Origin of the sequence: Luteimonas mephitis DSM 12574 (genome assembly GCF_000422305.1) — a bacterium.
In the GTDB taxonomy this organism is placed as follows: Bacteria; Pseudomonadota; Gammaproteobacteria; order Xanthomonadales; family Xanthomonadaceae; genus Luteimonas; species Luteimonas mephitis.
The window spans coordinates 142,103-163,642 of sequence record NZ_AULN01000014.1; the positions used below are offsets into that span (position 1 = coordinate 142,103).

At 62.1% G+C, this 21,540-nt stretch carries 22 protein-coding genes and 1 tRNA gene; 14 read left to right on the forward strand and 9 right to left on the reverse strand.

Annotated features, from left to right (window positions below; genetic code table 11):
• The first annotated feature begins 85 nt into the window (after positions 1-85).
• Entirely contained in the window at positions 86-1,393 is a 1,308-nt protein-coding gene (gene serS, locus H570_RS0105570; RefSeq protein WP_027079881.1) for a serine--tRNA ligase, read from the forward strand.
• 250 nt (positions 1,394-1,643) lie between these two features.
• On the opposite strand, the gene H570_RS0105575 is transcribed toward serS, so the two are convergent.
• Entirely contained in the window at positions 1,644-2,222 is a 579-nt protein-coding gene (locus H570_RS0105575) for an FMN-dependent NADH-azoreductase (protein WP_027079882.1), read from the reverse strand.
• 114 nt (positions 2,223-2,336) lie between these two features.
• Between H570_RS0105575 and H570_RS16550 the strand changes: the two genes are divergently transcribed.
• The 3 genes from H570_RS16550 (at position 2,337) to H570_RS18810 (ending at position 4,442) form a co-directional block, all read left to right on the forward strand.
• The gene (locus tag H570_RS16550) at positions 2,337-3,356 is read left to right on the forward strand and encodes a LysR family transcriptional regulator (RefSeq protein ID WP_084499827.1); all 1,020 of its coding nucleotides are present in this window, start codon (positions 2,337-2,339) and stop codon (positions 3,354-3,356) included.
• A 36-nt stretch (positions 3,357-3,392) separates the two neighbouring features.
• Positions 3,393-3,482, forward strand: a tRNA-Ser gene (locus tag H570_RS0105585).
• Between the two features lie 639 nt (positions 3,483-4,121).
• The gene (locus H570_RS18810) at positions 4,122-4,442 is read left to right on the forward strand and encodes a hypothetical protein (RefSeq protein ID WP_156899859.1); all 321 of its coding nucleotides are present in this window, start codon (positions 4,122-4,124) and stop codon (positions 4,440-4,442) included.
• A 165-nt stretch (positions 4,443-4,607) separates the two neighbouring features.
• Here H570_RS18810 and H570_RS0105590 read toward each other — a convergent pair whose 3' ends face one another.
• Complete coding sequence (locus H570_RS0105590; RefSeq protein ID WP_211219081.1) at positions 4,608-5,087, reverse strand: DUF305 domain-containing protein; 480 nt, start codon at positions 5,085-5,087, stop codon at positions 4,608-4,610.
• A gap of 136 nt (positions 5,088-5,223) precedes the next feature.
• On the opposite strand from H570_RS0105590, the gene H570_RS0105595 reads away from it, so the two are divergent.
• From H570_RS0105595 to H570_RS0105625, 7 genes are all read left to right on the forward strand, one after another.
• Positions 5,224-5,670 carry a CopL family metal-binding regulatory protein gene (locus H570_RS0105595; RefSeq protein ID WP_027079884.1) on the forward strand — a complete coding sequence of 149 codons (447 nt, stop codon included), beginning with the start codon at positions 5,224-5,226 and terminating at the stop codon, positions 5,668-5,670.
• Between the two features lie 98 nt (positions 5,671-5,768).
• Complete coding sequence (locus H570_RS0105600; RefSeq protein ID WP_027079885.1) at positions 5,769-7,631, forward strand: copper resistance system multicopper oxidase; 1,863 nt, start codon at positions 5,769-5,771, stop codon at positions 7,629-7,631.
• A 5-nt stretch (positions 7,632-7,636) separates the two neighbouring features.
• Positions 7,637-8,842 carry a copper resistance protein B gene (locus H570_RS0105605; protein WP_027079886.1) on the forward strand — a complete coding sequence of 402 codons (1,206 nt, stop codon included), beginning with the start codon at positions 7,637-7,639 and terminating at the stop codon, positions 8,840-8,842.
• Positions 8,843-8,858: 16 nt separating this feature from the next.
• The gene (locus H570_RS16555; protein WP_084499830.1) at positions 8,859-9,722 is read left to right on the forward strand and encodes a c-type cytochrome; all 864 of its coding nucleotides are present in this window, start codon (positions 8,859-8,861) and stop codon (positions 9,720-9,722) included.
• A gap of 18 nt (positions 9,723-9,740) precedes the next feature.
• A complete protein-coding gene (locus H570_RS0105615) occupies positions 9,741-10,259 on the forward strand; it encodes a YybH family protein (RefSeq protein ID WP_036135308.1) in 519 nt (172 codons plus the stop codon).
• On the forward strand, positions 10,256-10,801 hold the full coding sequence (locus H570_RS16560) for a DUF411 domain-containing protein (RefSeq protein WP_342664539.1): 546 nt from the start codon (positions 10,256-10,258) through the stop codon (positions 10,799-10,801). Before H570_RS0105615 ends, H570_RS16560 begins: the two co-directional genes overlap by 4 nt.
• 93 nt (positions 10,802-10,894) lie before the next feature.
• Positions 10,895-11,257 (forward strand): four-helix bundle copper-binding protein, encoded by a 363-nt coding sequence (locus tag H570_RS0105625; protein WP_027079889.1) that lies wholly within the window; start codon positions 10,895-10,897, stop codon positions 11,255-11,257.
• A 107-nt stretch (positions 11,258-11,364) separates the two neighbouring features.
• Here H570_RS0105625 and H570_RS19350 read toward each other — a convergent pair whose 3' ends face one another.
• From H570_RS19350 to H570_RS18485, 3 genes are read right to left on the reverse strand one after another with little or no spacing between them, the layout of a single operon-like run.
• Positions 11,365-11,670 (reverse strand): GDCCVxC domain-containing (seleno)protein, encoded by a 306-nt coding sequence (locus H570_RS19350; RefSeq protein WP_483804014.1) that lies wholly within the window; start codon positions 11,668-11,670, stop codon positions 11,365-11,367.
• Positions 11,579-11,872 carry a heavy-metal-associated domain-containing protein gene (locus H570_RS18480; protein ID WP_084499834.1) on the reverse strand — a complete coding sequence of 98 codons (294 nt, stop codon included), beginning with the start codon at positions 11,870-11,872 and terminating at the stop codon, positions 11,579-11,581. Before H570_RS18480 ends, H570_RS19350 begins: the two co-directional genes overlap by 92 nt.
• A gap of 9 nt (positions 11,873-11,881) precedes the next feature.
• Positions 11,882-12,334 carry a mercuric transporter MerT family protein gene (locus H570_RS18485; protein WP_342664540.1) on the reverse strand — a complete coding sequence of 151 codons (453 nt, stop codon included), beginning with the start codon at positions 12,332-12,334 and terminating at the stop codon, positions 11,882-11,884.
• Here H570_RS18485 and H570_RS0105635 point away from each other — a divergent pair.
• A complete protein-coding gene (locus H570_RS0105635; protein ID WP_027079891.1) occupies positions 12,281-12,679 on the forward strand; it encodes a MerR family transcriptional regulator in 399 nt (132 codons plus the stop codon). The genes H570_RS18485 and H570_RS0105635 overlap by 54 nt on opposite strands.
• A 497-nt stretch (positions 12,680-13,176) precedes the next feature.
• Here H570_RS0105635 and hutG read toward each other — a convergent pair whose 3' ends face one another.
• Genes hutG through hutC form a run of 4 tightly spaced genes read right to left on the reverse strand, consistent with a single transcriptional unit; the run spans position 13,177 to position 18,076 of the window.
• Positions 13,177-14,112 carry a formimidoylglutamase gene (hutG, locus tag H570_RS18490; RefSeq protein ID WP_084499838.1) on the reverse strand — a complete coding sequence of 312 codons (936 nt, stop codon included), beginning with the start codon at positions 14,110-14,112 and terminating at the stop codon, positions 13,177-13,179.
• A complete protein-coding gene (hutH, locus tag H570_RS0105645) occupies positions 14,112-15,641 on the reverse strand; it encodes a histidine ammonia-lyase (RefSeq protein WP_036135311.1) in 1,530 nt (509 codons plus the stop codon). The genes hutG and hutH overlap by 1 nt, the downstream gene beginning before the upstream one ends.
• A gap of 7 nt (positions 15,642-15,648) precedes the next feature.
• On the reverse strand, positions 15,649-17,340 hold the full coding sequence (gene hutU / locus H570_RS0105650; RefSeq protein ID WP_027079894.1) for a urocanate hydratase: 1,692 nt from the start codon (positions 17,338-17,340) through the stop codon (positions 15,649-15,651).
• A gap of 10 nt (positions 17,341-17,350) precedes the next feature.
• Positions 17,351-18,076, reverse strand: coding sequence for a histidine utilization transcriptional repressor HutC (hutC, locus tag H570_RS0105655; RefSeq protein WP_036135313.1), 726 nt, complete (start codon positions 18,074-18,076; stop codon positions 17,351-17,353).
• A 170-nt stretch (positions 18,077-18,246) separates the two neighbouring features.
• Between hutC and H570_RS19580 the strand changes: the two genes are divergently transcribed.
• The gene (locus H570_RS19580) at positions 18,247-18,633 is read left to right on the forward strand and encodes a CopL family metal-binding regulatory protein (RefSeq protein WP_169447737.1); all 387 of its coding nucleotides are present in this window, start codon (positions 18,247-18,249) and stop codon (positions 18,631-18,633) included.
• Positions 18,634-18,750: 117 nt separating this feature from the next.
• Entirely contained in the window at positions 18,751-21,468 is a 2,718-nt protein-coding gene (locus H570_RS0105660) for a TonB-dependent receptor (protein WP_027079896.1), read from the forward strand.
• Positions 21,469-21,540 lie beyond the last annotated feature (72 nt).

Sequence of the window (21,540 nt, forward strand, 5' to 3'; positions counted from 1 at the left end):
GCCGCATTCTGGCATAGCGCTGCAGCGGCAATCCGGGCCGTGACACGCGATAATTGCCGCTTCCGCCTTTCGAACCACGCCTGCCATGCTCGATCCCAGCCTGTTGCGCCAAGACCCCGCCGCCCTTGCCGAACGGCTGCGCGCCACGCGCGGCTTCGACCTTGATGCCGGTGCGGTGGAGCGGCTGGAAGCCGCGCGCAAGCGCATCCAGGTGCGCACGCAGGAGCTGCAGAATCTGCGCAACACCCGCAGCAAGGCGATCGGCCAGGCCAAGGCGAAGGGCGAGGATGCTTCGGCGCTGCTGGCCGAAGTCGCGGGCTTCGGCGACGAGCTGAAAGCCTCGGAGGCGGAGCTGGACGGCATCCGCGCCGAACTCGATGCGATCGTCCTGGGCATCCCGAACCTGCCGGATGACTCGGTGCCCGCGGGCAAGGACGAGTCCGGGAACGTCGAGCAGTCGCGCTGGGGCACGCCGCGCAGCTTCGACTTCAAGGTGCTGGACCACGTGGAGCTCGGCGCCCGCCACGGCTGGCTCGACGGCGACGTCGCTGCCAAGCTCTCCGGCGCGCGCTTCACCGTGCTGCGCGGCCAGCTTGCGCGCCTGCATCGCGCGCTGGCGCAGTTCATGCTCGACCTGCATTCCGGCGAGCACGGCTACGAGGAAACCAACGTGCCGCTGCTGGTCAACGCCGATTCGATGCGCGGGACCGGGCAGTTGCCGAAGTTCGAGCACGACCTGTTCGCGACCGTGGTCGGCGAGGGCGAGGCGGCCTCGAAGCCGGTTCCGGACAAGCGCTACCTGATCCCGACGTCGGAAGTACCGCTGACCAACATCGTCCGCGACGAGATCGTCGACGCAGCAAAGCTGCCGCTGCGCATGGCCGCGCACTCGCTGTGCTTCCGCGCCGAGGCCGGCGCCTACGGCCGCGACACCCGCGGCATGATCCGGCAGCACCAGTTCGAGAAGGTCGAGCTGGTCTCGGTGGTGCGCCCGGAAGACAGCGACGCCGAGCACGAGCGCATGACCCGCTGCGCCGAAACCGTGCTGGAACGACTCGGCCTGCCGTACCGCAAGGTCTTGCTGTGCAGCGGCGACATGGGCTTCTCGGCGCGCAAGACCTACGACCTGGAAGTCTGGCTACCGTCGCAGGACACGTATCGCGAGATTTCCTCGTGCTCGAACTGCGGTGACTTCCAGGCCCGGCGCATGCAGGCGCGCTGGCGCAACCCGGACACCGGCAAGCCCGAGCTGGTGCACACGCTCAACGGCTCGGGCGTGGCCGTTGGCCGCGCGCTGATCGCGGTGATGGAGAACGGCCAGCAGGCCGACGGCTCGATCGAGGTGCCGGCAGTGCTGCGCCCTTACATGGGCGGCACAGAGCGGATCGCCTGAGCGCCGCCGTGCATTGAACCCACGCCGGTGCTTGCTTGCCAGGCCTTTGTCCCGCTTGCGGGAGATCGAGCGTCACCGCCTTGCCCGCGTCTTCATCCGGCGCTGCGCGCCACCTTGCTCTGCGCCCCGCCCCTGGCGTTCTGACGCAAGGGCGTTCATCAGGCCGTGCGCCGGTGATGCGCCAGCCGCTTCTCCACCAGGCGGACGGGCGAGGGCCCGCCTCGCCGCGTCCGCCGATGGTCGCCTGGCCTCAGGCTGCCTTGGCCAGTGGTGCGCCGATCGCTGCGTGCGCCGCCGCCAGCGCCTCGCTGCGATGCTGCGGCGACAGTCCGAGGCCTTCTGCGCGGATGAATTCGACGTCGGTGATGCCCATGAAGCCGAACAGGAAACGCAGGTAGGGTTCCTGGAAGTCGCTTGGCGCGCCGCTGTGGAGGCCGCCGCGGGCGCTGGCGACGATGACGCGCTTGCCCGTTGCCAGCCCCTCGGGGCCCTTGGCGGTGTAGCGGAAGGTCTTGCCCGCAACTGCGATGCGGTCGATCCACGCCTTGAGGGTCGAGGGGATCGAGAAGTTGTACATCGGCGCCCCGACCACCACGATATCGGCGTCGAGGAACTGCTGCAGCACCTGCCCGGATTCGGTCGCGGCCTCCGGATCGGTGGCGGCCAGCGATGCGCCGGTCAGGTGCGGGACCGGGTTGGAATCCAGGTCCCGGTATTCCACCGAGAGATCCGCGATGTCGGCTTGCCAGCGTGCGACGATGGCCGCACTGAGTTCACGGGTGGCGGAATTGGCGCCCAGGGCGCTGGAATCGAGATGCAGCAGTTTCATGGCGGTAGGGTTCTGGATGCGGCAGCGCCGCGATGAAGGGAAGCCTAGATTGTTGCTTGGTTGGAATAAACATGATGAAATATCACTCAATGTTCTGAATATGGAACTTCCGCCATGCAGGATCTCAACGATCTCTACTATTTTTCCGCCGTCGTCGATCACGGCGGGTTCGCTGCCGCGGAGCGTGCGCTTGGCATTCCCAAGTCACGTTTGAGCCGGCGCATCAGCCAGCTCGAGAACGAGCTCGGGGTACGTCTGCTGCAGCGTTCCACGCGCCGTTTCGCGGTGACCGACGTCGGCCAGAGCGTGCACCGGCACGCGCAATCGATGCTGGCCGAGGCCCAGGCCGCGCGCGAGGTGGTCGATCGCCTGAGCGCCGAGCCGCGCGGCGTGGTGCGGGTGAGCATCCCGGTCGGGCTGGCGCAGCAGCAGATGCCGGTGCTGCTGCCGGAATTTCTCGCCCGATACCCGCAGGTGCGGGTGCAGATGCACGTGAGCAACCGGCGCGTGGACGTCATCAACGAAGGCTTCGACGTTGCCGTGCGCGTGCGCTCGAAGTTCGACGACGATGGCAGCCTGGTGATGCGCAGCTTCGGCCAGATCCAGGAGTTGCTGGTCGCAAGCCCGGCGTATCTCGATCGCGCCGGGCGCCCAACCGACCCCGAACAGCTGCACGACCACGTCACCCTGACCATGAGCGAGGACGAGGTACGCCAGCGCTGGGAGCTGCAGGGCGCCGACGGCGAAATGCGCCGCATCGACCTCAAGCCGCGCGTGTCCGGTTTCGATTTCCCGATGCTGATGGCGCTGGCCAGGCAGGGGCTGGGCATCACCATGCTCCCGGAGACCCTGTGCGCCGAAGCCGTGCGCAAGGGCGAACTGGAGGTGGTGCTGCCCGAATGGCGCCTGCCGCAGGGCATCGCCCACGCGGTGTTCGCCTCGCGCCGCGGGCTGCTGCCGGCAGTGCGCGTGTTCATCGACTTCCTTGCCGAACGCCTGCCGGCGCTGATCGAGGAATCGCGCCTGGACTGCCAGAACTGCGAGCACAAGAAAGCCGGGCAGGGCGTCGCCATGGAAAACGCAAAGCGCGGCAACGCGAACGCCCGCGCAGTCGCGCATGCGACAATCCGCTGACCCGGACGACGCGCGACCCAATGTCCGACGGACAATGGAGAGATGGCCGAGCGGTTTAAGGCACCGGTCTTGAAAACCGGCGAAGGGTCAAACCTTCCGTGGGTTCGAATCCCACTCTCTCCGCCAGTATCTCAATAAAAACAATAATTTAGGGTAGAAAAATATTACTTTCTACCAAAACCTCTACCATCTTCGTCATAGCTTGAGCGATCTGGCAGGGGAATTGCGCTCGTTTGATAGGTTTTGGGAGCTTTTGCACGCATTTGGGAGGTCGACGGCATGCACGGCCTAGGCAAGTTGGGCACGTGCCGTGAGTCCGAAGAGAGCCTGGAGCCTCATCACTCTTCCCTCAAAACGGTAGGAAAGCCCCATGGGGCGCGGGCATAGTTCGCGCCTACGAAATTTCGCCGGATCAATAGTGTGTCGGGTGGTGGGAAGGGCTCGATAAGCAGGAAAGTGCTTTTTTGCGACGTCTCTATAGGGGTAGGGGTTCTGGGTGCCGTCGGTCTCGGGACACTCCTGAGCCGCTTTCGGAAGTGACTGCTATTGCGAAACGTTGCCGATGAGATCTCTGAGCGCATCGAGTCACGGCACGAGCCGATCTTAGTAGGCGACGTAACAGAGTCGTCCATGCGCATCGTAGCGGCGCCACAGGCAGGCCAGCTTGGGTTCCCACTCATTGAGCTCAACGCATTCCATGCGTAAATTGCTTCCACGCGATATCCAAGCAATCCAATCAAAGGGCAAACGTGCTGTGTCCGAACTATGAACAACTACGACAAAGCCATCAGATCCGTGAACGAGGTCAAGACCATGTCTGCCCACATGGTCGCCCTCGGAAAGATTCGAGCCTCATCCGAGGATGACAGGCTAAATTTCCTGATCGCACAGCTGGTTGGTGCGCTTCAATTTCGTCATCAGCACAATAAAGCGAAGTCAACTCCAATTTCGTTGACATTTCATGAGCTGTATCAAGAAACGCATGCGCTTGTTGGGTACTGCAATGCACAGAATGGCCTGAAGAAGCCAGAATGGCAGATTCTGGCCGAACGCCATGGGTGGAGCCCCCCGCGAGTCGTCATCTGATTGATGATGACTTGGGGATATATGGCATCACCTAAGTACGTCCCAAGCCAATCGTGCTTCATGGGCTAGTTGCGGTCGGTGGCCGGGAAGGCCGCTTCCGACGGTGGACTCAAAGCAGTCATCTCGTAGATGTCATGAGCGGCCGCTTTCGACACCGGGTGCCCTCTATTCTCGTTCGCTCAACTCAGCCTTCATTACAGCGATCTCTTTCTCCTGCGCGGCGATGATCTCATCGCAAAGCCGAAGCAAATCGGGGTCGCGAAGCGATGTCTGTTCGCACATGAGAATCGCGCCGGCATGGTGCGGGATCATCGATTTCAGGAACTGCTCGTCAGAAATGGCCGTTTGATTGCGGATGAAGATCCAAAACACCGCCAGCGTGACCGCAGCCACGGCGATCAGGACGGCATTGAGCTTCTTGTTGGGATACATGCGTCCCATCAGGAGCAGTTCGAAGATGGCCATCGGAGCGGTCATCAACCCGGCCATGTAGGCCTGGTTGAAATTGGGAAGAACGTTCTCCCAAGCGTTGACCATCGCGTACATGAACGCGTACATCGCGAGGAACGAGAGGACGATCATTGCCAGAAAGCGCCAGTAGGGGGCCGTGTGCTTCCCCTGATGGTCCGACATTTGATGGGCCATGGCTGGCTCCATAGGTGGGACAGGCGAAGCCTGCACGGTGGTTGGCGGGACGGCCGTGAAGATGGGCGTCAACGGCGCACATCTTCACGCATGGTTTACCCAACACCCCCCAATTCGGGCTAAAGTGCCTGCCGCCATGCCCGCCGTACTCCCAATCCTGCTGCGTGTTCTGCTCAGCCTGACCCTCGTCCTGAACGGCGTGGGCTATGCGGCTGCGTCAACGACCATGGAGCTGCATGGATTGCATGCGGATTCCGAAGCGGGTCGAACGGCGAGTGCCAGCCTCGACGATACGTCGATGCCTTGCCACACCGAAGCCGACATGATCCAGATGGATATGGCGCATCACGGCCATGGGTCGTGTCCGGCTTCGGATATGCCGCCGCTGGCGAATGAGTCAGGCGGTTCTGACTGCTGCGACTCCGGCCAGTGTGTCTGCGCCTGCGCGCAGCACGTGGTGTTCGCGCTGGTCATGCCTGCCGTGCCAAACGCCGAGGTCGTGCACGCGACCAGCGTACGCGTGCTCTCGTTGGGTCACGCCCAACCGGCTTTGCCGCACCTCATCCGACCTCCGATTGCCTGATTGAGCCCCAGGGCCCTTGAGCCCCCAGACCGTCGCGGCTGCGCGACGGCCATCCCGTTGCCTTGCATACGGGTCAATCTGTCGATCTGGAGTCACCGATGTCTTCCTCGCATTCCACACGCCCAGCGCCCGAGCTGGCGTCGCGCCGCCGTTTCATCCAGGGTCTCGCCGCGGGCGGCGCCGTAGCGGGTTTGGGCCTATGGCCCAACCACAGTTGGGCCATAGGCCAACCCGCACTCAACGGGCCCGGCAATCCCAATGTGCTCACGGGCACCCGCTTTGATCTGAACATCGGTGAGACGCCGATGAACTTCACCGGGCTCACCCGCCCGGCGATTACGGTCAACGGCACCGTTCCGGCACCGATTCTGCGCTGGAAGGAAGGCACGACCGTCGACCTGTTCGTCAGCAACCAACTGCCGCGCAACTCGATCCACGGTCATTCCACCTCGATCCACTGGCACGGCATTCTCCTGCCTCCCAACATGGACGGCGTGCCTGGCCTGAGCTTCGACGGCATTGATCGCGGCGAGACTTACCACTATCGCTTCGATGTCCGGCAGGGCGGCACCTACTGGTACCACAGCCATTCCGCGTTCCAGGAGCAGGCCGGCCTTTATGGCGCCCTGGTCATCGACCCGCTGGCACCCGAGCCGTTCCGTTATGACCGCGACTACGTGGTCCTGCTGACCGACTGGACCGACCTGGACCCGACGGCATTGTTCGCCCGGCTGAAGAAGATGTCGGACTACGACAACTTCGCCAAGCGGACCGTCGGTGACTTCTTCAATGATGTGCAGGACCAGGGCCTGGCGGCCACGATCCAGAACCGCAAGGCGTGGGGCGAGATGCGGATGACGCCAACCGACCTGTCGGACGTCAATGGCAACACCTACACCTACCTGATGAATGGCACGACGTCGCTGGGCAACTGGACCGGCCTGTTCCGCTCCGGCGAGAAGGTGCGATTGCGCTTCATCAACGGCTCGTCGATGACCCACTTCGACGTGCGCATCCCGGGGCTGAAGATGACGGTGGTCGCCGCCGATGGGCAGTACGTGCATCCGGTGACCGTCGACGAATTCCGCATCGCCACCGCCGAGACGTTCGACGTGATCGTCGAGCCCACGGGCCAGGATGCGTTCACCATCTTCGCCCAGGACATGGGCCGCACCGGCTACGTCAGCGGCACCTTGGCGGCGCGCGAAGGCCTGCGAGCACCGGTGCCGTCGGTTGATCCGAAACCGATCCTGACAATGGACGACATGGGTCATGGTGGCATGGGCGGCGGCGGTCACGATATGTCGTCGATGTCCAGCAACGCCATGGCCGGCGGTTCAATGGCAGGGATGGACCACAGCGGCCACGACATGTCGTCGATGGCGGGTGGCGCAATGGCCGGCGGAAGCATGGCGGGCATGGATCACGGTGCAGGCGGCATGCAACAGCACCCCGCCAGCGAGAACAATCCGTTGGTCGACATGCAGACCATGGCGCCGACCGCGAGGCTCGATGACCCCGGCATTGGCCTGCGCGAAAATGGCCGTCGGGTACTGACCTATGCCGATCTCAAGAGCACCTTCTCCGACCCTGACGGACGCGAACCGGGCCGTACCATCGAGCTCCACCTGACCGGGCACATGGAGCGTTTTGCCTGGTCGTTCGACGGCATGAAGTTCTCCGACGCCGAGCCATTGCGCCTCAAGTACGGCGAGCGCATGCGAATCGTGCTGGTCAACGACACCATGATGACCCACCCGATCCACCTGCATGGCATGTGGAGCGATCTGGAGGATGAGCACGGCAACTTCCAGGTGCGCAAGCACACCATCGACATGCCGCCCGGCAGCAAGCGCAGCTACCGCGTGCGCGCCGACGCGCTTGGCCGGTGGGCCTACCACTGTCACCTGCTGTACCACATGGAAGCGGGCATGTTCCGCGAAGTGCGGGTGGAGGAGTGAACAACATGACTTACAAGACTCCGCGCCTGCATGCACTGGCGCTCGCGCTCGCCATCGTTTCGGCACCATCGCTGGCGCAGCAAACCGACCACTCCGAACATACGTCCGCTGCCTCGAGCGAGTCGGGCCCTGAAGATCCGCATGCGGGCCACGCCATGCCGATGCAGGAGGCCGCCGAGGCAACGCAGCAGGCTACCGAGGTGGATCACGCCGCCATGGGGCACGCGATGCCGGCAACGCCGCCGACCGCGCCGGTCGACCATTCCGCCCACGTCATGCCGAAGCCGCAGGAGGCAACAGCAGAGGAAGCGACGGAGGAATCCGCAGATCAAGCTGCAATGGACCACTCGGAAACGGACCATTCGCAGATGGACCACTCCTCGATGCAGGAGATGGACCACTCGCAGATGGACCACTCCTCGATGCAGGGGATGGACCATTCCACAATGGAAGGGATGGACCATTCCGCAATGAACCAGGACTTGCCTGCGGATGCCGAGCCGCGTGATCCCATCCCTCCGGTGACTCCGGCCGATCGCGCCGCCGCTTTCCCCGGTGGCGCCGGCCATGCCGTGCATGACAAGGGCATCCACTCCTATGCGCTGCTGGACCGGCTCGAAACGTGGGATGCCGACGAGAGTGGCGCAGTGGCATGGGAGGCGCTGGGGTGGGTCGGCACCGATCTCGACCGGCTCTGGGTGCGCAGCGAGGGCGAAGCAATCGATGGTGACGTCGAGTCGGGTGATGTCGAGGTGCTATACGGGCGCGCGATAGCGCGCTGGTGGGATGCCGTGGTTGGCGTTCGCCATGACTTTGGAGAGGGGCCCTCCCAGACCCTCGCCGCCATCGGCGTGATGGGCCTGGCGCCGTACAAGTTCGAGGTCGACGCTACCGCCTATGTGGGCCAGGGCGGGCAGACCGGACTCAGCGTGGCGGCCGAATACGAAACGCTGTTCACCAATCGCTTGATCGGCCAGTGGCTCGTCGAAGCCGAGGCATGGGGCGAGGACGATCCGCAGCGTGGAATAGGTAGCGGCCTGAGCACGCTCGAGGCTGGCTTCCGCCTGCGCTACGAGTTCCACCGCCAGTTCGCGCCCTACATCGGCGTGACATGGGAGCGCGCCTATGGCGGCACCGCGGACCTGCGCCGTGCGGATGGTGAAGACATCGACGATACCCGCGTGGTTGCGGGTGTCCGTATCTGGTTCTGACAGGGGAAGACCGCTCATGAAAACCAAATCGTGGATTATCGGCGGCATCGCTGTTATCGCGGTGGTCGTCGCCCTGACCGCCGGTTTCGCCTGGTCGGGCATCTACAATGTGGGTGCTGACGACCAGCACACGCGGCCGGTGTATGCGTTGCTCGATACGATGCGCGAGCGCTCGATCGTGGTTCGGGCGAACGATCTGCAGCCACCGGGCGACTTGGCTGAGCCCGAGCGCATCCGGCAGGGAGCCGGCAACTACAACGCCATGTGCATGGGGTGTCATCTTGCACCCGGAATGGACGAAACCGAGTTGAGCCGGGGTCTGAATCCGTCACCACCCAACCTGTCGAAAGCCACCGTGGATGCCTCCGTCGCGTTCTGGGTCATCAAGCATGGCATCAAGGCCAGTGGCATGCCGGCCTGGGGCGAAAGCATGGGCGACGAATACATCTGGAACATGGCGGCGTTCCTGCAGGAGTTGCCCAAGATGGATGCCGCGCAATACCAGGCGATGGTGGCCAGTAGTGGCGGTCACGACCACGGTGGTGGCGAGACGATCGAACACGCCCACGCCGAGAGCACCGCCCCCGACCACCATGGTGGAGCCGCCGACGAGCATGCCGGCATGCAGATGGGCGCGGCGGCAACCGACCATGCCCATCCGCCGGGTGTTCCGGACGATCACGACGACGACGCAGCCCCCGAGCGATCGGCGGAGCCTGCAACAGTGACGCACCGCCATGCGGACGGAACGGTCGAGTCGCATCCCGCGCCGGCGGCTGCGAAAAGCATGAACGGTGCCCACGACGACGCACACGTAGATCCAGCCACACCCGCACCTGAGCCCGCCGTGCCCGAAATGCACGACGACCACCAGCACTGATCTCAACAGGACGCATACATGAAGAACGTAATTCCTATGCTCGGTGCCGCACTGCTCCTCGGTTTGGCCCTGCCTGCTGCCAATGCACAAGACCCGTCCGGCTCTCATGCCCACCACGCGACGCCTGCGAAGGTCGCAGCCATCGATGTGCCGGCCACCGCACAGGCGCCTGTCGCCATCGTCGATGCCTTCGGCAAGGCGCTGGCTGCCGGTGACTTCGACGCCGTCGAATCGATGCTTGCCCCTGACGTGATCATCCTCGAGACCGGCGGTGCCGAGCGCAGCCGCAGCGAATACCTGGGACATCACGCCAAGTCCGACGCCAAGTTCCTCGCCGGCGTGCACAGCGCACTCATGCGCCGCAAGGCACGCGTCGACGGCAGCACGGCCTGGGTAGCGAGCGAGAGCGAGCTGCACACAAGCAAGGACGGCAAGCCGGTCACGTTGTTGAGTACCGAAACGATGGTGCTGGCGGACTCGCCGGAGGGCTGGCGCATCGTCCATATCCACTGGTCTTCACGACCGAAGCAATCTTGAGGATCGAAATGCATCACGTTCAACTGAAGACGATGGCTCTTGCGGTGGCCCTTGCGGCCACCGCCCTGAGTGCGTGCGCTCGCCCGCCGGAAACTGGCAGCTCGCAAGTTGTCGCCACATCAGGTGCCGATACGCCAACCACCGATAGCCCCGCCACCGGAACCAAGATGGTCCCGATGGTGGTGCACAAGAGCGCTTATTGCGGTTGCTGCGAAGCCTGGGTCGATCACATGCGCAAGGCCGGTTTCGCCGTCGAGGCGCGTAACGTCGACAACATCAATGCAATCAAGCAGGAGGTGGGCGTGCCGTTCGGCAAGGGCTCGTGCCATACCGCGCAGGTCGGCGGCTACTTCATCGAGGGGCACGTCCCGGCAGCCGACGTGAGACGACTGCTGGCCGAGAATCCTGACGCAAAGGGCCTGGTTCTTCCCGGCATGCCCAAGGGCTCGCCGGGGATGGAATCACCCGATGGAACGTCCGACGCGTACACCGTCGAGCTGGTCGCCATTGACGGATCGACCACGCCCTTCGCGCAACACTGATCCTGCGACTAGACATCCGGCCAGCCAGGCTGGGTACATGGGGCGGTGAAGCGGACGCGCCGATTTTCGCCCGCAGCCAGGAGAACATCCATCATGACCCACCACACCGCCGAACATCGCAACCCCGCCATGAACGACTGCATCGACAACTGCCAGCAGTGCCATGCCATCTGTCTGGAGACCATCAACTACTGCCTGACCAAGGGCGGCAAACACGCCGATCCGCAGCACATTGCACTGATGGCGGTGTGTGCGGACATCTGTGCCACCAGTGCCGACGCGATGCTCCGCGGGTCACAGGTGCATTCCGTCATCTGCGGGGCCTGCGCGGAGGTTTGTCGCCGGTGCGCGGAGTCCTGCGCCAACATGGGCGACGATGCCGAGATGCAGCGCTGCGTCGACATCTGCATCCGCTGCGCCGACAGCTGCCAGCGCATGGCAGCCGGTACGAGCTAAGGCGCCTGAGGGGTTGCCCAGAGGGCAGCCCCTCTTCCCGCTTACCCGCCAAACGTGGTGCGACTCTTATCAACGCCGGACGGATCCCCAGCCACTTTCCGCTTAGATCAGCCTGCTCTGCCGCAACAGGGCTTCTGCTCCTGGATAGGGGGGCAGGGCACCGTGCCGTAGGAACAGAACACGCAGCAATCGCCCGCCTTGGGGCTCAGAACGGCATGGCAGCCGGGGCATTCATAGAAAAACTGACACGCTGTCGTGGGCATGGTTTCACTGGCCTGGTGTCTGCATGCCGGGCACGTGAGCAAACTTTTCCGCTGCACCTCAGCCATCATTTGGGTTCGACCTGGTGCTCGCAGGAAAGCCTGCGTCGGTAATCGCCTTCGCAATGGTCGCCGCGTTGGTGCGCTCGACATCGAACATCACCGTCACCGTCGCGGCCTTCGTATCGAGACGCTGGCTCGTCACGCCCGGCACCTTGTTCAGTGCTTTTTCGATCGTGATGCTGCATGCCGGACATGTGATGTTTTCCACGTCCAAGATGACCTGCTTCGGCGTCGCCGCCCAAGCGAGTCCAGCCCATACCACTAGGGCCAAGCTGAGAAGGATCTTGCGCATGTCGGACTCCTATAAGAACCAGCCTACGTAGTACGGGAAGAGCAAAAGCAATGCGATTATCACTGTGGCAACCCACAGCCAGAGTCGGCGTCGTCGCAACCGCACCGGGTCGGCACAGGCGCCCTCGGTACAGCATCGAGACGCCGGCCCGTAGAGCCCCCAGAATGCCCATCCCAGACAGATCAATGTGGCTGCGCTGAACCATGGACGCCATGCGTCCAGTGCGGTCAGGTTGGTGATCCAGGCACCGCTGATGCCCATCAAGACTAGTAGTAGCGGCACCACGCAGCATACCGATGCCCCGATGACAGCTACAGCGGCGCCCCAGAGGGCGGGCAATGAGGAACGGGCGGAGGGTCGGGCCATGGCGACATGGTAATCTCCGTACCTGCGTACGGAGTCAACCCCATGGCGACACACGCGATGACGATCGGCCGGCTGGCATTGGCCGCAGGCGTGCATGTCGAGACGGTCCGCTACTACCAGAGGCGAGGGTTGGTGGAGGAGCCCGAGCGCCCGAGAGGTAGCGTTCGACGTTACGGCCCCGGAGATGTAGGTAGGCTCCAGTTTATCCGCCGAGCACAAGCCATGGGTTTCAGTCTCGACGAGGTCGCCGGACTGCTGGCGATCAAAGGACAGCGGAGTTGCGAACGGACGCGGCTGGTCGCTGAGCGGAAGTTGGTCGAGGTACGTCAGCGCCTGGATGAACTACGGCAGTTGGAGGTCGACCTGGAGCGCATGGTTACAGAGTGTTGCGATGCGTCCGGCACCGACTCATGTCCGACACTCGATCGCCTGTCAGGCTAGCTCGTAACGCCCGAGTGCAGGTCTCCGCGAGTTCTCGGCACGCCACCCAGCGGGGTGAGCGCCATTGGGTATCCAGATATTGCTAGGGAGCGAGCCCCCGGATTTTTGCTGCTCATCCTTGATCCTTAGAGCAAGCGCTTCAGATCGGCATTGTCGCCATATTGCAGCACCACATCGGTCATTTGGACGCCTTTCTGATCCCTCGACGCCGAAGCACCGGCGGGGTGTTGAGTAAATTAGCGGCGCAGCCGATTTGGCGTTCCAGCGGCGACCGCTGAGTTCGTATACGTGGATGCTGAGGGAGACCCTCGAGCAATGATGAGCTAGCCTGAGCGGCCTGCGGTACAGTCTGCCCAGGTGCTTCTGGTCATTCTCCGGCGCAACGAAGATATCGGCGCGGAGCGGATGTGCATCACTGCGCAGGTGCAATGCTCGTGATCGTGTTCTTCGAGCCTTGTGACAGGAACTCAAGGCGATTATCCGAATCCACGGTGCAGTCAGGCCAGAGGACATGCACTTCTCGCAATCGCCAGTTGATAGATCAACCGTGCTGCCACTCGGGCGGTAGCGTTGTCGATATCAAGCCGTGGGCACAGCTCTGCGATATCGCAAACCTTGAGTTTGCCAGTTGCGGAGACGGCGGCGATGAGTGGCTCAATGATCTCCAATGGGACACCGCGGGCACTTGGTGCGCTTACGCCCGGAGCAACGCAGCCTGGTAGGACGTCAAGACAAATGCTCAGGTAGATGGAATCGGCCGGCTCAAGCCAACGCAATAGTTGGTCGATGTTGCTGCTTAAACTCGACTGCGTCATTTCATGGTCCATTAGCAGGCGCACCTCTGCCTCCTGTGCGGCACGGAACAACCGCTGGGTATTCGAGGAGATGCTCACGCCGAGGCAAATGTAATCCAATGGAATTTCGTGTGCGCGGGCATGTTGTATGGCCTGCGAGAAGGATGTTCCCGACGTTGCCGCTGACCCATCGCGCAAATCCAGATGGGCGTCCAGATTGACGATGGCCATGCGGCCAGGGCAATCGCTCCTGGCGAGTCCCAGATAGCTGGCAAAGCCGATCTCGTGGCCACCACCCATGCCTACGGGGAAATGACCATCTGCGAGCAAACGGCTTACACGATCGGCATATCGACTCTGCGCACCGTCGAGATCGCCGTCGAGGCAGGCAATGTCACCTGCGTCATAGATGGAGCATGACTGAATCGCTGGCAGATTCGATAGAGCATTTCGTAATGCCAAGGGCCCTTGCACAGCACCCGCACGGCCATGGTTACGTCTTACGCCTTCGTCGCTGGCAAAACCCACCAGTGCAATTCCGGGCGTTGCCAGATTGTCGAGGTGGCGAACAACCTGGTGCCATCGGAATGTTTCAGGGTCTTCCGGATCGTCGATACGACCGTTCCAACCTTCCATCATCAGCCCAACTGATCGGAAAACTCGGTGCGCAAGAGCGCAGCAAGTTGATCAGATGCGATCAATGAATCCGACGCAGCCATCTCCGGTGCGAAGTAGCGGTCCTCGTCGTACTTGGGGACCGCCGTGCGGATCAAGTCAAAGGCCTGTTCAAGTCGTTCCGATGAACGCAGCGGTCGCCGAAACTCGATGCCCTGGCAGGCGGCCAGCAACTCAATGGCAACGATGCGACGTACGTTTGAAACGACTTCGCCCGATTTCCTGGCAGCGAACGTGGCCATGCTGACATGGTCCTCCTGATTGGCCGATGTCGGCATCGAATCAATGCTGGCTGGGTGTGCGAGTGTCTTGTTCTCGCTGGCCAATGCCGCCGCGGTCACGTGGGCGATCATGAAGCCGGAATTGATGCCCGGATTGCTGACCAGAAATGCAGGCAAGCCCGAAAGGTTGGTGTCGATAAGCAGTGCGATGCGCCGCTCGGACAGTGCACCGATCTCAGCGGTTGCAATGGCGATCTGGTCGGCGGCAAATGCAATCGGCTCCGCATGGAAGTTGCCGCCTGACAGAACTTCGCCCGTATCCGGGAAAAGCAGCGGATTGTCAGAGACCGCATTGGCTTCTATCAGCAGGACCTTGGCCGATTGACTCAGCAGATCCCAGCAGGCGCCCATGACTTGTGGCTGGCAGCGCAGGCTGTAGGGATCTTGTACGCGCGAATCTTCCAGTCGATGGGACTCGCGGATCGCACTTCCATTGAGTAGCTCACGATACAGCCGTGCCACCTGGATCTGGCCGGGTTGGCCGCGCAGTGCGTGAATGCGCTCGTCGAAGGGTGTGTCGGAGCCACACGCGGCATCGACGGTCAGAGCACCGGCCAGTACGGAAGCCGCGAACGTCTGCTCGGCGGAGAACAATGACATCAGCGCAATGCCGGTGGAGACCTGTGTGCCGTTGAGAAGCGCCAGACCTTCCTTTGCCTTCAACTGTATCGGTTGCAAGCCTGAGCGCCTCAGTCCTTCGCTTGCCGGCATCACCTCGCCTGCGACTCGGACCGACCCTTCACCCATCGCTGCCAGGGCCAGGTGCGCCAACGGGGCAAGGTCGCCAGATGCACCTACTGACCCCTGTGACGGAATGCATGGCCAGACCTGTGCGTTGTAAAGGTCGACCAGGCTTTCGAGCATTTCCCAACGCACGCCGGAATGGCCACGCGCGAGGGACGCGATCTTCAATGCGAGAACAAGACGAACGGTCGCATCGTCCAGGAGGGGGCCCGTGCCGGCGGCGTGGGACCTCACGAGATTGGTCTGGAGTTGCTCAAGCTGATCGACGGGAATATGAATCTTCGCAAGCAATCCAAAGCCTGTGTTGATTCCGTAGGCAGGCTTGCCGGCGGCAACCAGCGAGGCAACAGTGCGCGCTGCGGCGTCGACTCCAGCCTTGCTTGCAGGAGACAAAGCGATAGCGGTGAACTGCTTTGCGATCGATCGAAGTTGTGACAGTGCAATTTGTCCGGGTGTCAGTGTCAGCATTGAGATGTCATCCGGCGATGGAAGGAAGATTGAGTCCGTGGTCGTTGGCGCATCTGAGTGCCAACTCGTAACCGGCGTCGGCGTGTCGCATGACGCCCGTCGCGGGATCGTTCCACAGCACGCGCTCAAGCCGCCTGGCGGCGTCATCAGTGCCATCGCACACGATCACAACTCCGGAGTGCTGGGAAAACCCCATCCCGACGCCGCCACCGTGGTGCAGGCTGACCCAGGTCGCGCCTCCCGAAATCGCCAGCATGGCGTTGAGCAACGGCCAATCCGAAACGGCATCGGAACCATCCTGCATCGCCTCGGTTTCCCGATTCGGGCTGGCGACGGAGCCGCAATCGAGATGGTCACGACCGATCACCACCGGGGCCTTCAACTCTCCTGAGCGCACCATCTCGTTGAAGGCCATGGCGGCAACATGACGTTGGCCCAGTCCCAACCAGCATATGCGCGCTGGCAGACCTTGGAACCCAATGTGCTCGCGCGCCTGGTCAAGCCAATGGTGAAGTGGAGCATCATCTGGAAAGAGTTCCTTGACCTTGGCGTCAGTACGATAGATGTCTTCAGGATCACCAGACAGGGCAACCCAGCGAAATGGCCCTTTCCCTTGGCAGAACAGCGGACGAATGCACGCGGGTACGAAGCCGGGGAAATCGAACGCGTTGGTGACACCCTGGTCCAGGGCGACTTGGCGGATGTTGTTCCCGTAATCAATCGTGGGCACGCCCATTTCATGAAAATCGAGCATGGCGCGAACGTGGTCCGCGCATGAGTTGGCTGCTGCGGACTGTAGAGCTTTGTGCTGTTCAACATCGACGCGAGCAGCATCCCACTGCCCAATAGACCATCCTGCAGGCAGATATCCGTTGATCAGGTCATGCGCAGAAGTCTGATCGGTCACCGCAGCCGGCTTGGCGTGACCCTGTCGCGCCAGCTCGACAAAGCGGGGCAGTAGCTCGGCTGCATTGCCGAGCAGGCCGACCGACACAGGAGACGTGGCATTCTCCACCATCGCCAAGGCCTCCTCGATTGAGTACGCCTTCTTGTCGACGTAGCGCGTGCGCAATCGGAAATCGATTCGCGATTCCTGGCATTCGATGACAATGCAGCTGGCGCCGGCGAGGGTGGCGGCAAGCGGCTGGGCGCCACCCATGCCGCCCAGGCCAGCCGTAAGGATCCACTTGCCTGACCAGTCGCCACCATGATGCTGACGTCCAAGCTCGACGAAGGTCTCATATGTGCCTTGCACGATTCCCTGGGAGCCGATGTAGATCCAGGAGCCTGCCGTCATCTGGCCATACATCATCAGACCCTTGCGATCGAGTTCGTTGAAGTGATCCCAGGTAGCCCAATGCGGCACGAGGTTGGAGTTGGCCAGCAGTACACGTGGTGCATCCACGTGTGTGCGGAAGACGCCCACTGGCTTGCCCGACTGGATCAACAGGGTTTCGTCCGCTTCCAGTGATCGCAGGGACGCCAGGATCCGATCGAAGCTCGACCAGTCGCGGGCAGCTTTTCCGATACCCCCGTAGACCACTAGATCGTCCGGCCGCTCCGCGACTTCGGGGTCGAGATTGTTCTGAAGCATGCGATATGCCGCTTCCACCAACCAGGACTTGCAGGAGAGTGTTGATCCTCGAGGCGCGCGAACGACACGCGGGCCGGAAACAGTCGAATTAATGCCGGTATCCATTGAAACTCCGTCAGGACTGCGAACCTTTTCCGACCTGGAAGGTGCCGACGAATCGATAAATGGCCGCAGGGTGGGTGAGGCGAACAAGACTTGCGACGCGGCCACGTGACCAGGTGCGCCGACTCAAGATGAGCAATGGATCGCCTGCTTCAATGTGCAATGTCTTGGCAATCTTGGCATTGGCTACTTCGGCCTCGATCTCGTGTTCGGTTCGCTCAAGCGGGGCAACGCGCGTCAAGTACTCGTGCGGGATCTCGACCATGAAATCAATATCCAGGTAGCCGGGTGCACATGCGGGATTGACGAAGCGCTCCTCCAGTTGAAGGGGCGTGTTGTCGGTGAAATGCAGTAAGCGCGAATGAAACAGACTGCTACCGATCGGCAGATCGAATCTTCGTGCTATGGGCGCACGTGCCACAACCAACTCTCGAGTGAGGACATTGACTACATGGGTTTGCCCACGTGCGCGGATCTCGTCCCGGATGCTACGAACCTCAAACATCGGCGAGTCGACTTTCGGCAACGCGACAAACGACCCGACGCCTTGGACGCGAGTCACCACTCCAGAATCGGTGAGCTCGCGCAATGCTCGGTTCACTGTCATGCGAGAAACATCGAATTGAGCCACCAACTCGTTCTCGCTCGGAATCTGGCTGTGAGGCGGCCACTTCCCGCTGGTGATCTGCTGAAGAACGTAATGCTTCAATTTGGCGTACTGGGGCTTTGGCTTCTCCATCGCCAGAGCATGACATGTCTATACAACATGCGGAAGACGCTCGATATCCCGAATTTCCGCCGCTGCAGTCATTTGCCTTCAATCGTTTGACATCCGGTTCGGAGGCGTGGTATCTGGTGGTATAGACAACCTGAGAAGCGTCAGCGCATCCCATGTCCAGGCCCTCGCCCATGCTCCGCTACCTGCTGATTCTGGCTTTTTGCCTGAATGGCAGCGCGACGCTATGGCAGGCCACCGCCATGGCAGCGAGCACCGTTCAGCCTGTCCAGAACGACGGTCACGGCAGCCATGAGTCGGACAGTGGCGCATCACGAGTCGTTGGATCGACCCCACACTGTCCAGACGCGGAAACGCCAGGGCAGGGCAGCGGCGAGCACGGCGGTTGTGATTGTGCTGGCGCAGGATGTGACTGCGCTTGCAGCCTCTTCAAAGTTGCGGCTGCTCACAAGGTGCCGCCCGCTGGACCCGTCTGGCTCACCGCCGCACCCGTATTGCCCGAACCGAAAACAGTCGGTAAAAGCTCTCTTTCTTCCGTTTTTCGACCTCCCATCGGTTGACTTGTCCGGCTGCCTGCATGGTGGCCTCCATTGCCGTGAGCTTCGTATACGCATGCGTACTGCGTTGCTCGCGTCTTCGCCGACAAGTTCAAATGACAACCGCTTGAGGAGTTCTCCATGTTCTGTAAACGCAACCAACTCACGTTGGCGATCGGCGCGTTGCTGTCTGCCGGTCTCGTTACGAATGCTTTCGCGCAGTCTTCAGATGAAGCAGCGCCGGCCAACGCAACCACCCTCGACGCCGTCACCGTAACCGGCAGCCATATCAGGGGCGCAGCCATCTCGGGCGTTGGCCCTGTGTCCGTCATCGATGAAGAAATGATCGAGCGATCGGGTGCGACCTCGGTCGAAACATTGCTGCAACGGCTGCCGGCATCCGCCGGATTTGCAGGCAACCAGACCAATGCGTACTGGGCGGACAACGGCTATGGCACCACCCAGGTCAACCTGCGAGGCCTGGGCATCAGCCGTACGTTGGTCCTCCTCAACGGTCGTCGCATCGTCAACGGCGGCACCGGCGCAAACAGCTCGGTCGACCTCAACATCATTCCGGTCGCCCTGATCTCGCGCATCGAAGTGCTCAAGGACGGCGCCTCCGCCATCTATGGTGCAGACGCGGTGGCGGGTGTGGTGAACATCATCACCAAGAAGAAGTTCGACGGTGCCGAAGCCTCGGTGCGTTACGGCCAAACCTTCCAGCAGGACGGTGAGGATGGGGCCGTCGACGTGGCGTGGGGTGTGTCGAACGACCGCGGGTCGTTGATGACCGCCATCAACTACTCGCAGGGCGGCACAGTCAACATGGCCGATCGCGCCGCGTGTGGCCTGGGCGAAGTGGACGGCAAGCTTCAGTGCGTTGGTAGCTCGAGCACGATCGGCGGCCGCGCCCTGCTGCCTGATGGAAGTCGCATCAACTTCAACCAGGAGCTTGGCGGAGACGGCGATTTCTACGAGCCGTACTCACCCGAGAAGCACAACCAGAATTCGTACTCAATGCTCAATGCGGTCAATCCGATCAAACGACTCAGCTTCAGCGCATTCGGCAACTTCTCGCTGACCGAGAACGTCACCGCGTTCACGGAGTTGATGTACACCAACCGACAGTCGGACCAGCTGGCGACGCCCGGCACATTGGGCATCTATCGACCGATCAACATCGCGGCCAACCAGCCGACCAATCCCACCGGCCAGGACCTGCTGCTCGAGCGCAGGAGCCTCAAGGAGGCCGGCCCGCGCGAGTTCTACCAGGACGTCGACACGTTCCGCGTGGTGCTGGGCCTGGAAGGCATGTTCGGCGACTACTGGAACTGGTCGGCCGCGATGAACTGGGGCCGCAACACCGGACAGGATGGTTCGACCAAGGTCGCCAACCTCGACCGCGTCGACGATACGCTCAACACGGCGATCTGCAGCAATGCCGCGGGCGCCGCGATCCCGTGCGCTGACTACCTGGGCTACGGCGACGTGACCCAGGAAGTCCTCGACTACATCCTGTACACGACCCGCGACGTCGGCGGGAACGACCAGAAGAGCTTTACCGCCAACCTGAGCGGCCAGTTGTTCGAACTGCCAGCAGGATGGGTGGGCGTTGCGACAGGTATCGAAGTGCGCAAGGAGCGTGGTTGGCGTGATCCGGATCCGCTCACGGTGCTCGGGATCGCCAACACCAACCAGCAAGATTCGATCGCAGGCGAGTACACGGCGAAGGAGGTCTTCGTCGAGGTCGCCGTCCCATTGCTACAGGACACGTTCCTCGCCGAATCGCTGGCGCTGAATGCAGCGGTGCGCTATTCCGACTACGATCTGTTCGGCGGCGACACGAACTACAAGGTGGGCCTGGACTGGCAGGTGGTGCCATCGCTGAAGCTGCGTGCGAACTACTCCACTGCGTTCCGTATCCCGAACGTGCCGGAACTGTTCGGCGGCGTTTCCGAGGGCGGCCTGACCACGACGGACCCGTGCAGCGGGTGGTCCAGTTTGCCGAGTTCTTCGGTCGTCTATCAGAACTGCCAGGCGTCTGGCGTACCTGCCGGCTATTCCCAGCTTGGGAAGGCCATCCAGACAACGGTGGGCGGAAACCCCAACCTTGAACCGGAGGACGCCGAAACCCTGACAGTGGGTGCGGTCTGGACGCCGGTTTTTGCCGAAGGCCTCACGCTGACCCTCGACTACTTCAACATCAAGATCGACAACGCCATCCAGCGCATCGACGGATCGACCAAGCTGGCGGTCTGCTACAACACGCCGGGGCTGGCCCACCAGTTCTGCTCGCCGTCGAACTTCACCCGCAATCCGCTGACCGGGGACATCAACTACCTGTCCGCGCAACCGGTCAATGCAGCCAGTGAGCGGGTCTCCGGCATCGACCTGGGTGCGTTGTACCAGTTCAACATCGGCGAGATCGATGCCACGTTCAACTGGGATGTCTCCTACCTCAAGAACTACGATGTGATGCCGTTCCCGCAGGCGGAAGAAATCCACTATGCCGGCAACATCACCGGCGGCCGCGGCAGCTTTACACACTGGCGTTCGTTCGGCGCACTGACCCTGGTGCAAGGCCCGTGGTCGGGGTCGTACAGCATCCAGTACATCGGCTCGGCAGAGGACATCAATGCCGCAAAGGGTGATATCGGCGACCACGTTTCAAGCCTGACCTACCACAACGTCCAGGCGAAATATGCCGTCAGCGAGGCAATGGACGTCACGTTCGGAATCGACAACCTCTGGGACAAGGAAGCGCCTTTCATCCAGAGCTACACCGATGCCAACACCGACACCATGACCTACGACCTGCTTGGCCGTCGCTGGAACGCGAAGCTGACCTACCGCTGGTAACCGGCTCGTTCCTCCCCGGCACGCGTGCCGGGGAGGAACAGGTTTCCCTTTTGGCCTGTATCGGCAGGAACT

What these genes read in the sequence shown, in the direction of transcription:
- H570_RS0105605 (WP_027079886.1), top strand. Translation starts at nt 7,637, where the DNA reads ATGACTTACAAGACTCCGCGCCTGCATGCACTGGCGCTCGCGCTCGCC.
- H570_RS18480 (WP_084499834.1), bottom strand. Translation starts at nt 11,872, where the DNA reads ATGCGCAAGATCCTTCTCAGCTTGGCCCTAGTGGTATGGGCTGGACTC.
- H570_RS19580 (WP_169447737.1), top strand. Translation starts at nt 18,247, where the DNA reads ATGCTCCGCTACCTGCTGATTCTGGCTTTTTGCCTGAATGGCAGCGCG.
- H570_RS16555 (WP_084499830.1), top strand. Translation starts at nt 8,859, where the DNA reads ATGAAAACCAAATCGTGGATTATCGGCGGCATCGCTGTTATCGCGGTG.
- H570_RS0105590 (WP_211219081.1), bottom strand. Translation starts at nt 5,087, where the DNA reads ATGGCCCATCAAATGTCGGACCATCAGGGGAAGCACACGGCCCCCTAC.
- H570_RS16550 (WP_084499827.1), top strand. Translation starts at nt 2,337, where the DNA reads ATGCAGGATCTCAACGATCTCTACTATTTTTCCGCCGTCGTCGATCAC.
- H570_RS0105600 (WP_027079885.1), top strand. Translation starts at nt 5,769, where the DNA reads ATGTCTTCCTCGCATTCCACACGCCCAGCGCCCGAGCTGGCGTCGCGC.
- hutH (WP_036135311.1), bottom strand. Translation starts at nt 15,641, where the DNA reads ATGCTGACACTGACACCCGGACAAATTGCACTGTCACAACTTCGATCG.
- hutC (WP_036135313.1), bottom strand. Translation starts at nt 18,076, where the DNA reads ATGGAGAAGCCAAAGCCCCAGTACGCCAAATTGAAGCATTACGTTCTT.
- H570_RS0105615 (WP_036135308.1), top strand. Translation starts at nt 9,741, where the DNA reads ATGAAGAACGTAATTCCTATGCTCGGTGCCGCACTGCTCCTCGGTTTG.
- H570_RS0105660 (WP_027079896.1), top strand. Translation starts at nt 18,751, where the DNA reads ATGTTCTGTAAACGCAACCAACTCACGTTGGCGATCGGCGCGTTGCTG.
- H570_RS0105595 (WP_027079884.1), top strand. Translation starts at nt 5,224, where the DNA reads ATGCCCGCCGTACTCCCAATCCTGCTGCGTGTTCTGCTCAGCCTGACC.
- hutG (WP_084499838.1), bottom strand. Translation starts at nt 14,112, where the DNA reads ATGATGGAAGGTTGGAACGGTCGTATCGACGATCCGGAAGACCCTGAA.
- serS (WP_027079881.1), top strand. Translation starts at nt 86, where the DNA reads ATGCTCGATCCCAGCCTGTTGCGCCAAGACCCCGCCGCCCTTGCCGAA.
- H570_RS0105575 (WP_027079882.1), bottom strand. Translation starts at nt 2,222, where the DNA reads ATGAAACTGCTGCATCTCGATTCCAGCGCCCTGGGCGCCAATTCCGCC.
- H570_RS19350 (WP_483804014.1), bottom strand. Translation starts at nt 11,670, where the DNA reads ATGTCGAGCGCACCAACGCGGCGACCATTGCGAAGGCGATTACCGACG.
- H570_RS0105635 (WP_027079891.1), top strand. Translation starts at nt 12,281, where the DNA reads ATGGCGACACACGCGATGACGATCGGCCGGCTGGCATTGGCCGCAGGC.
- H570_RS18485 (WP_342664540.1), bottom strand. Translation starts at nt 12,334, where the DNA reads ATGCACGCCTGCGGCCAATGCCAGCCGGCCGATCGTCATCGCGTGTGT.
- H570_RS18810 (WP_156899859.1), top strand. Translation starts at nt 4,122, where the DNA reads ATGAACAACTACGACAAAGCCATCAGATCCGTGAACGAGGTCAAGACC.
- H570_RS0105625 (WP_027079889.1), top strand. Translation starts at nt 10,895, where the DNA reads ATGACCCACCACACCGCCGAACATCGCAACCCCGCCATGAACGACTGC.
- hutU (WP_027079894.1), bottom strand. Translation starts at nt 17,340, where the DNA reads ATGGATACCGGCATTAATTCGACTGTTTCCGGCCCGCGTGTCGTTCGC.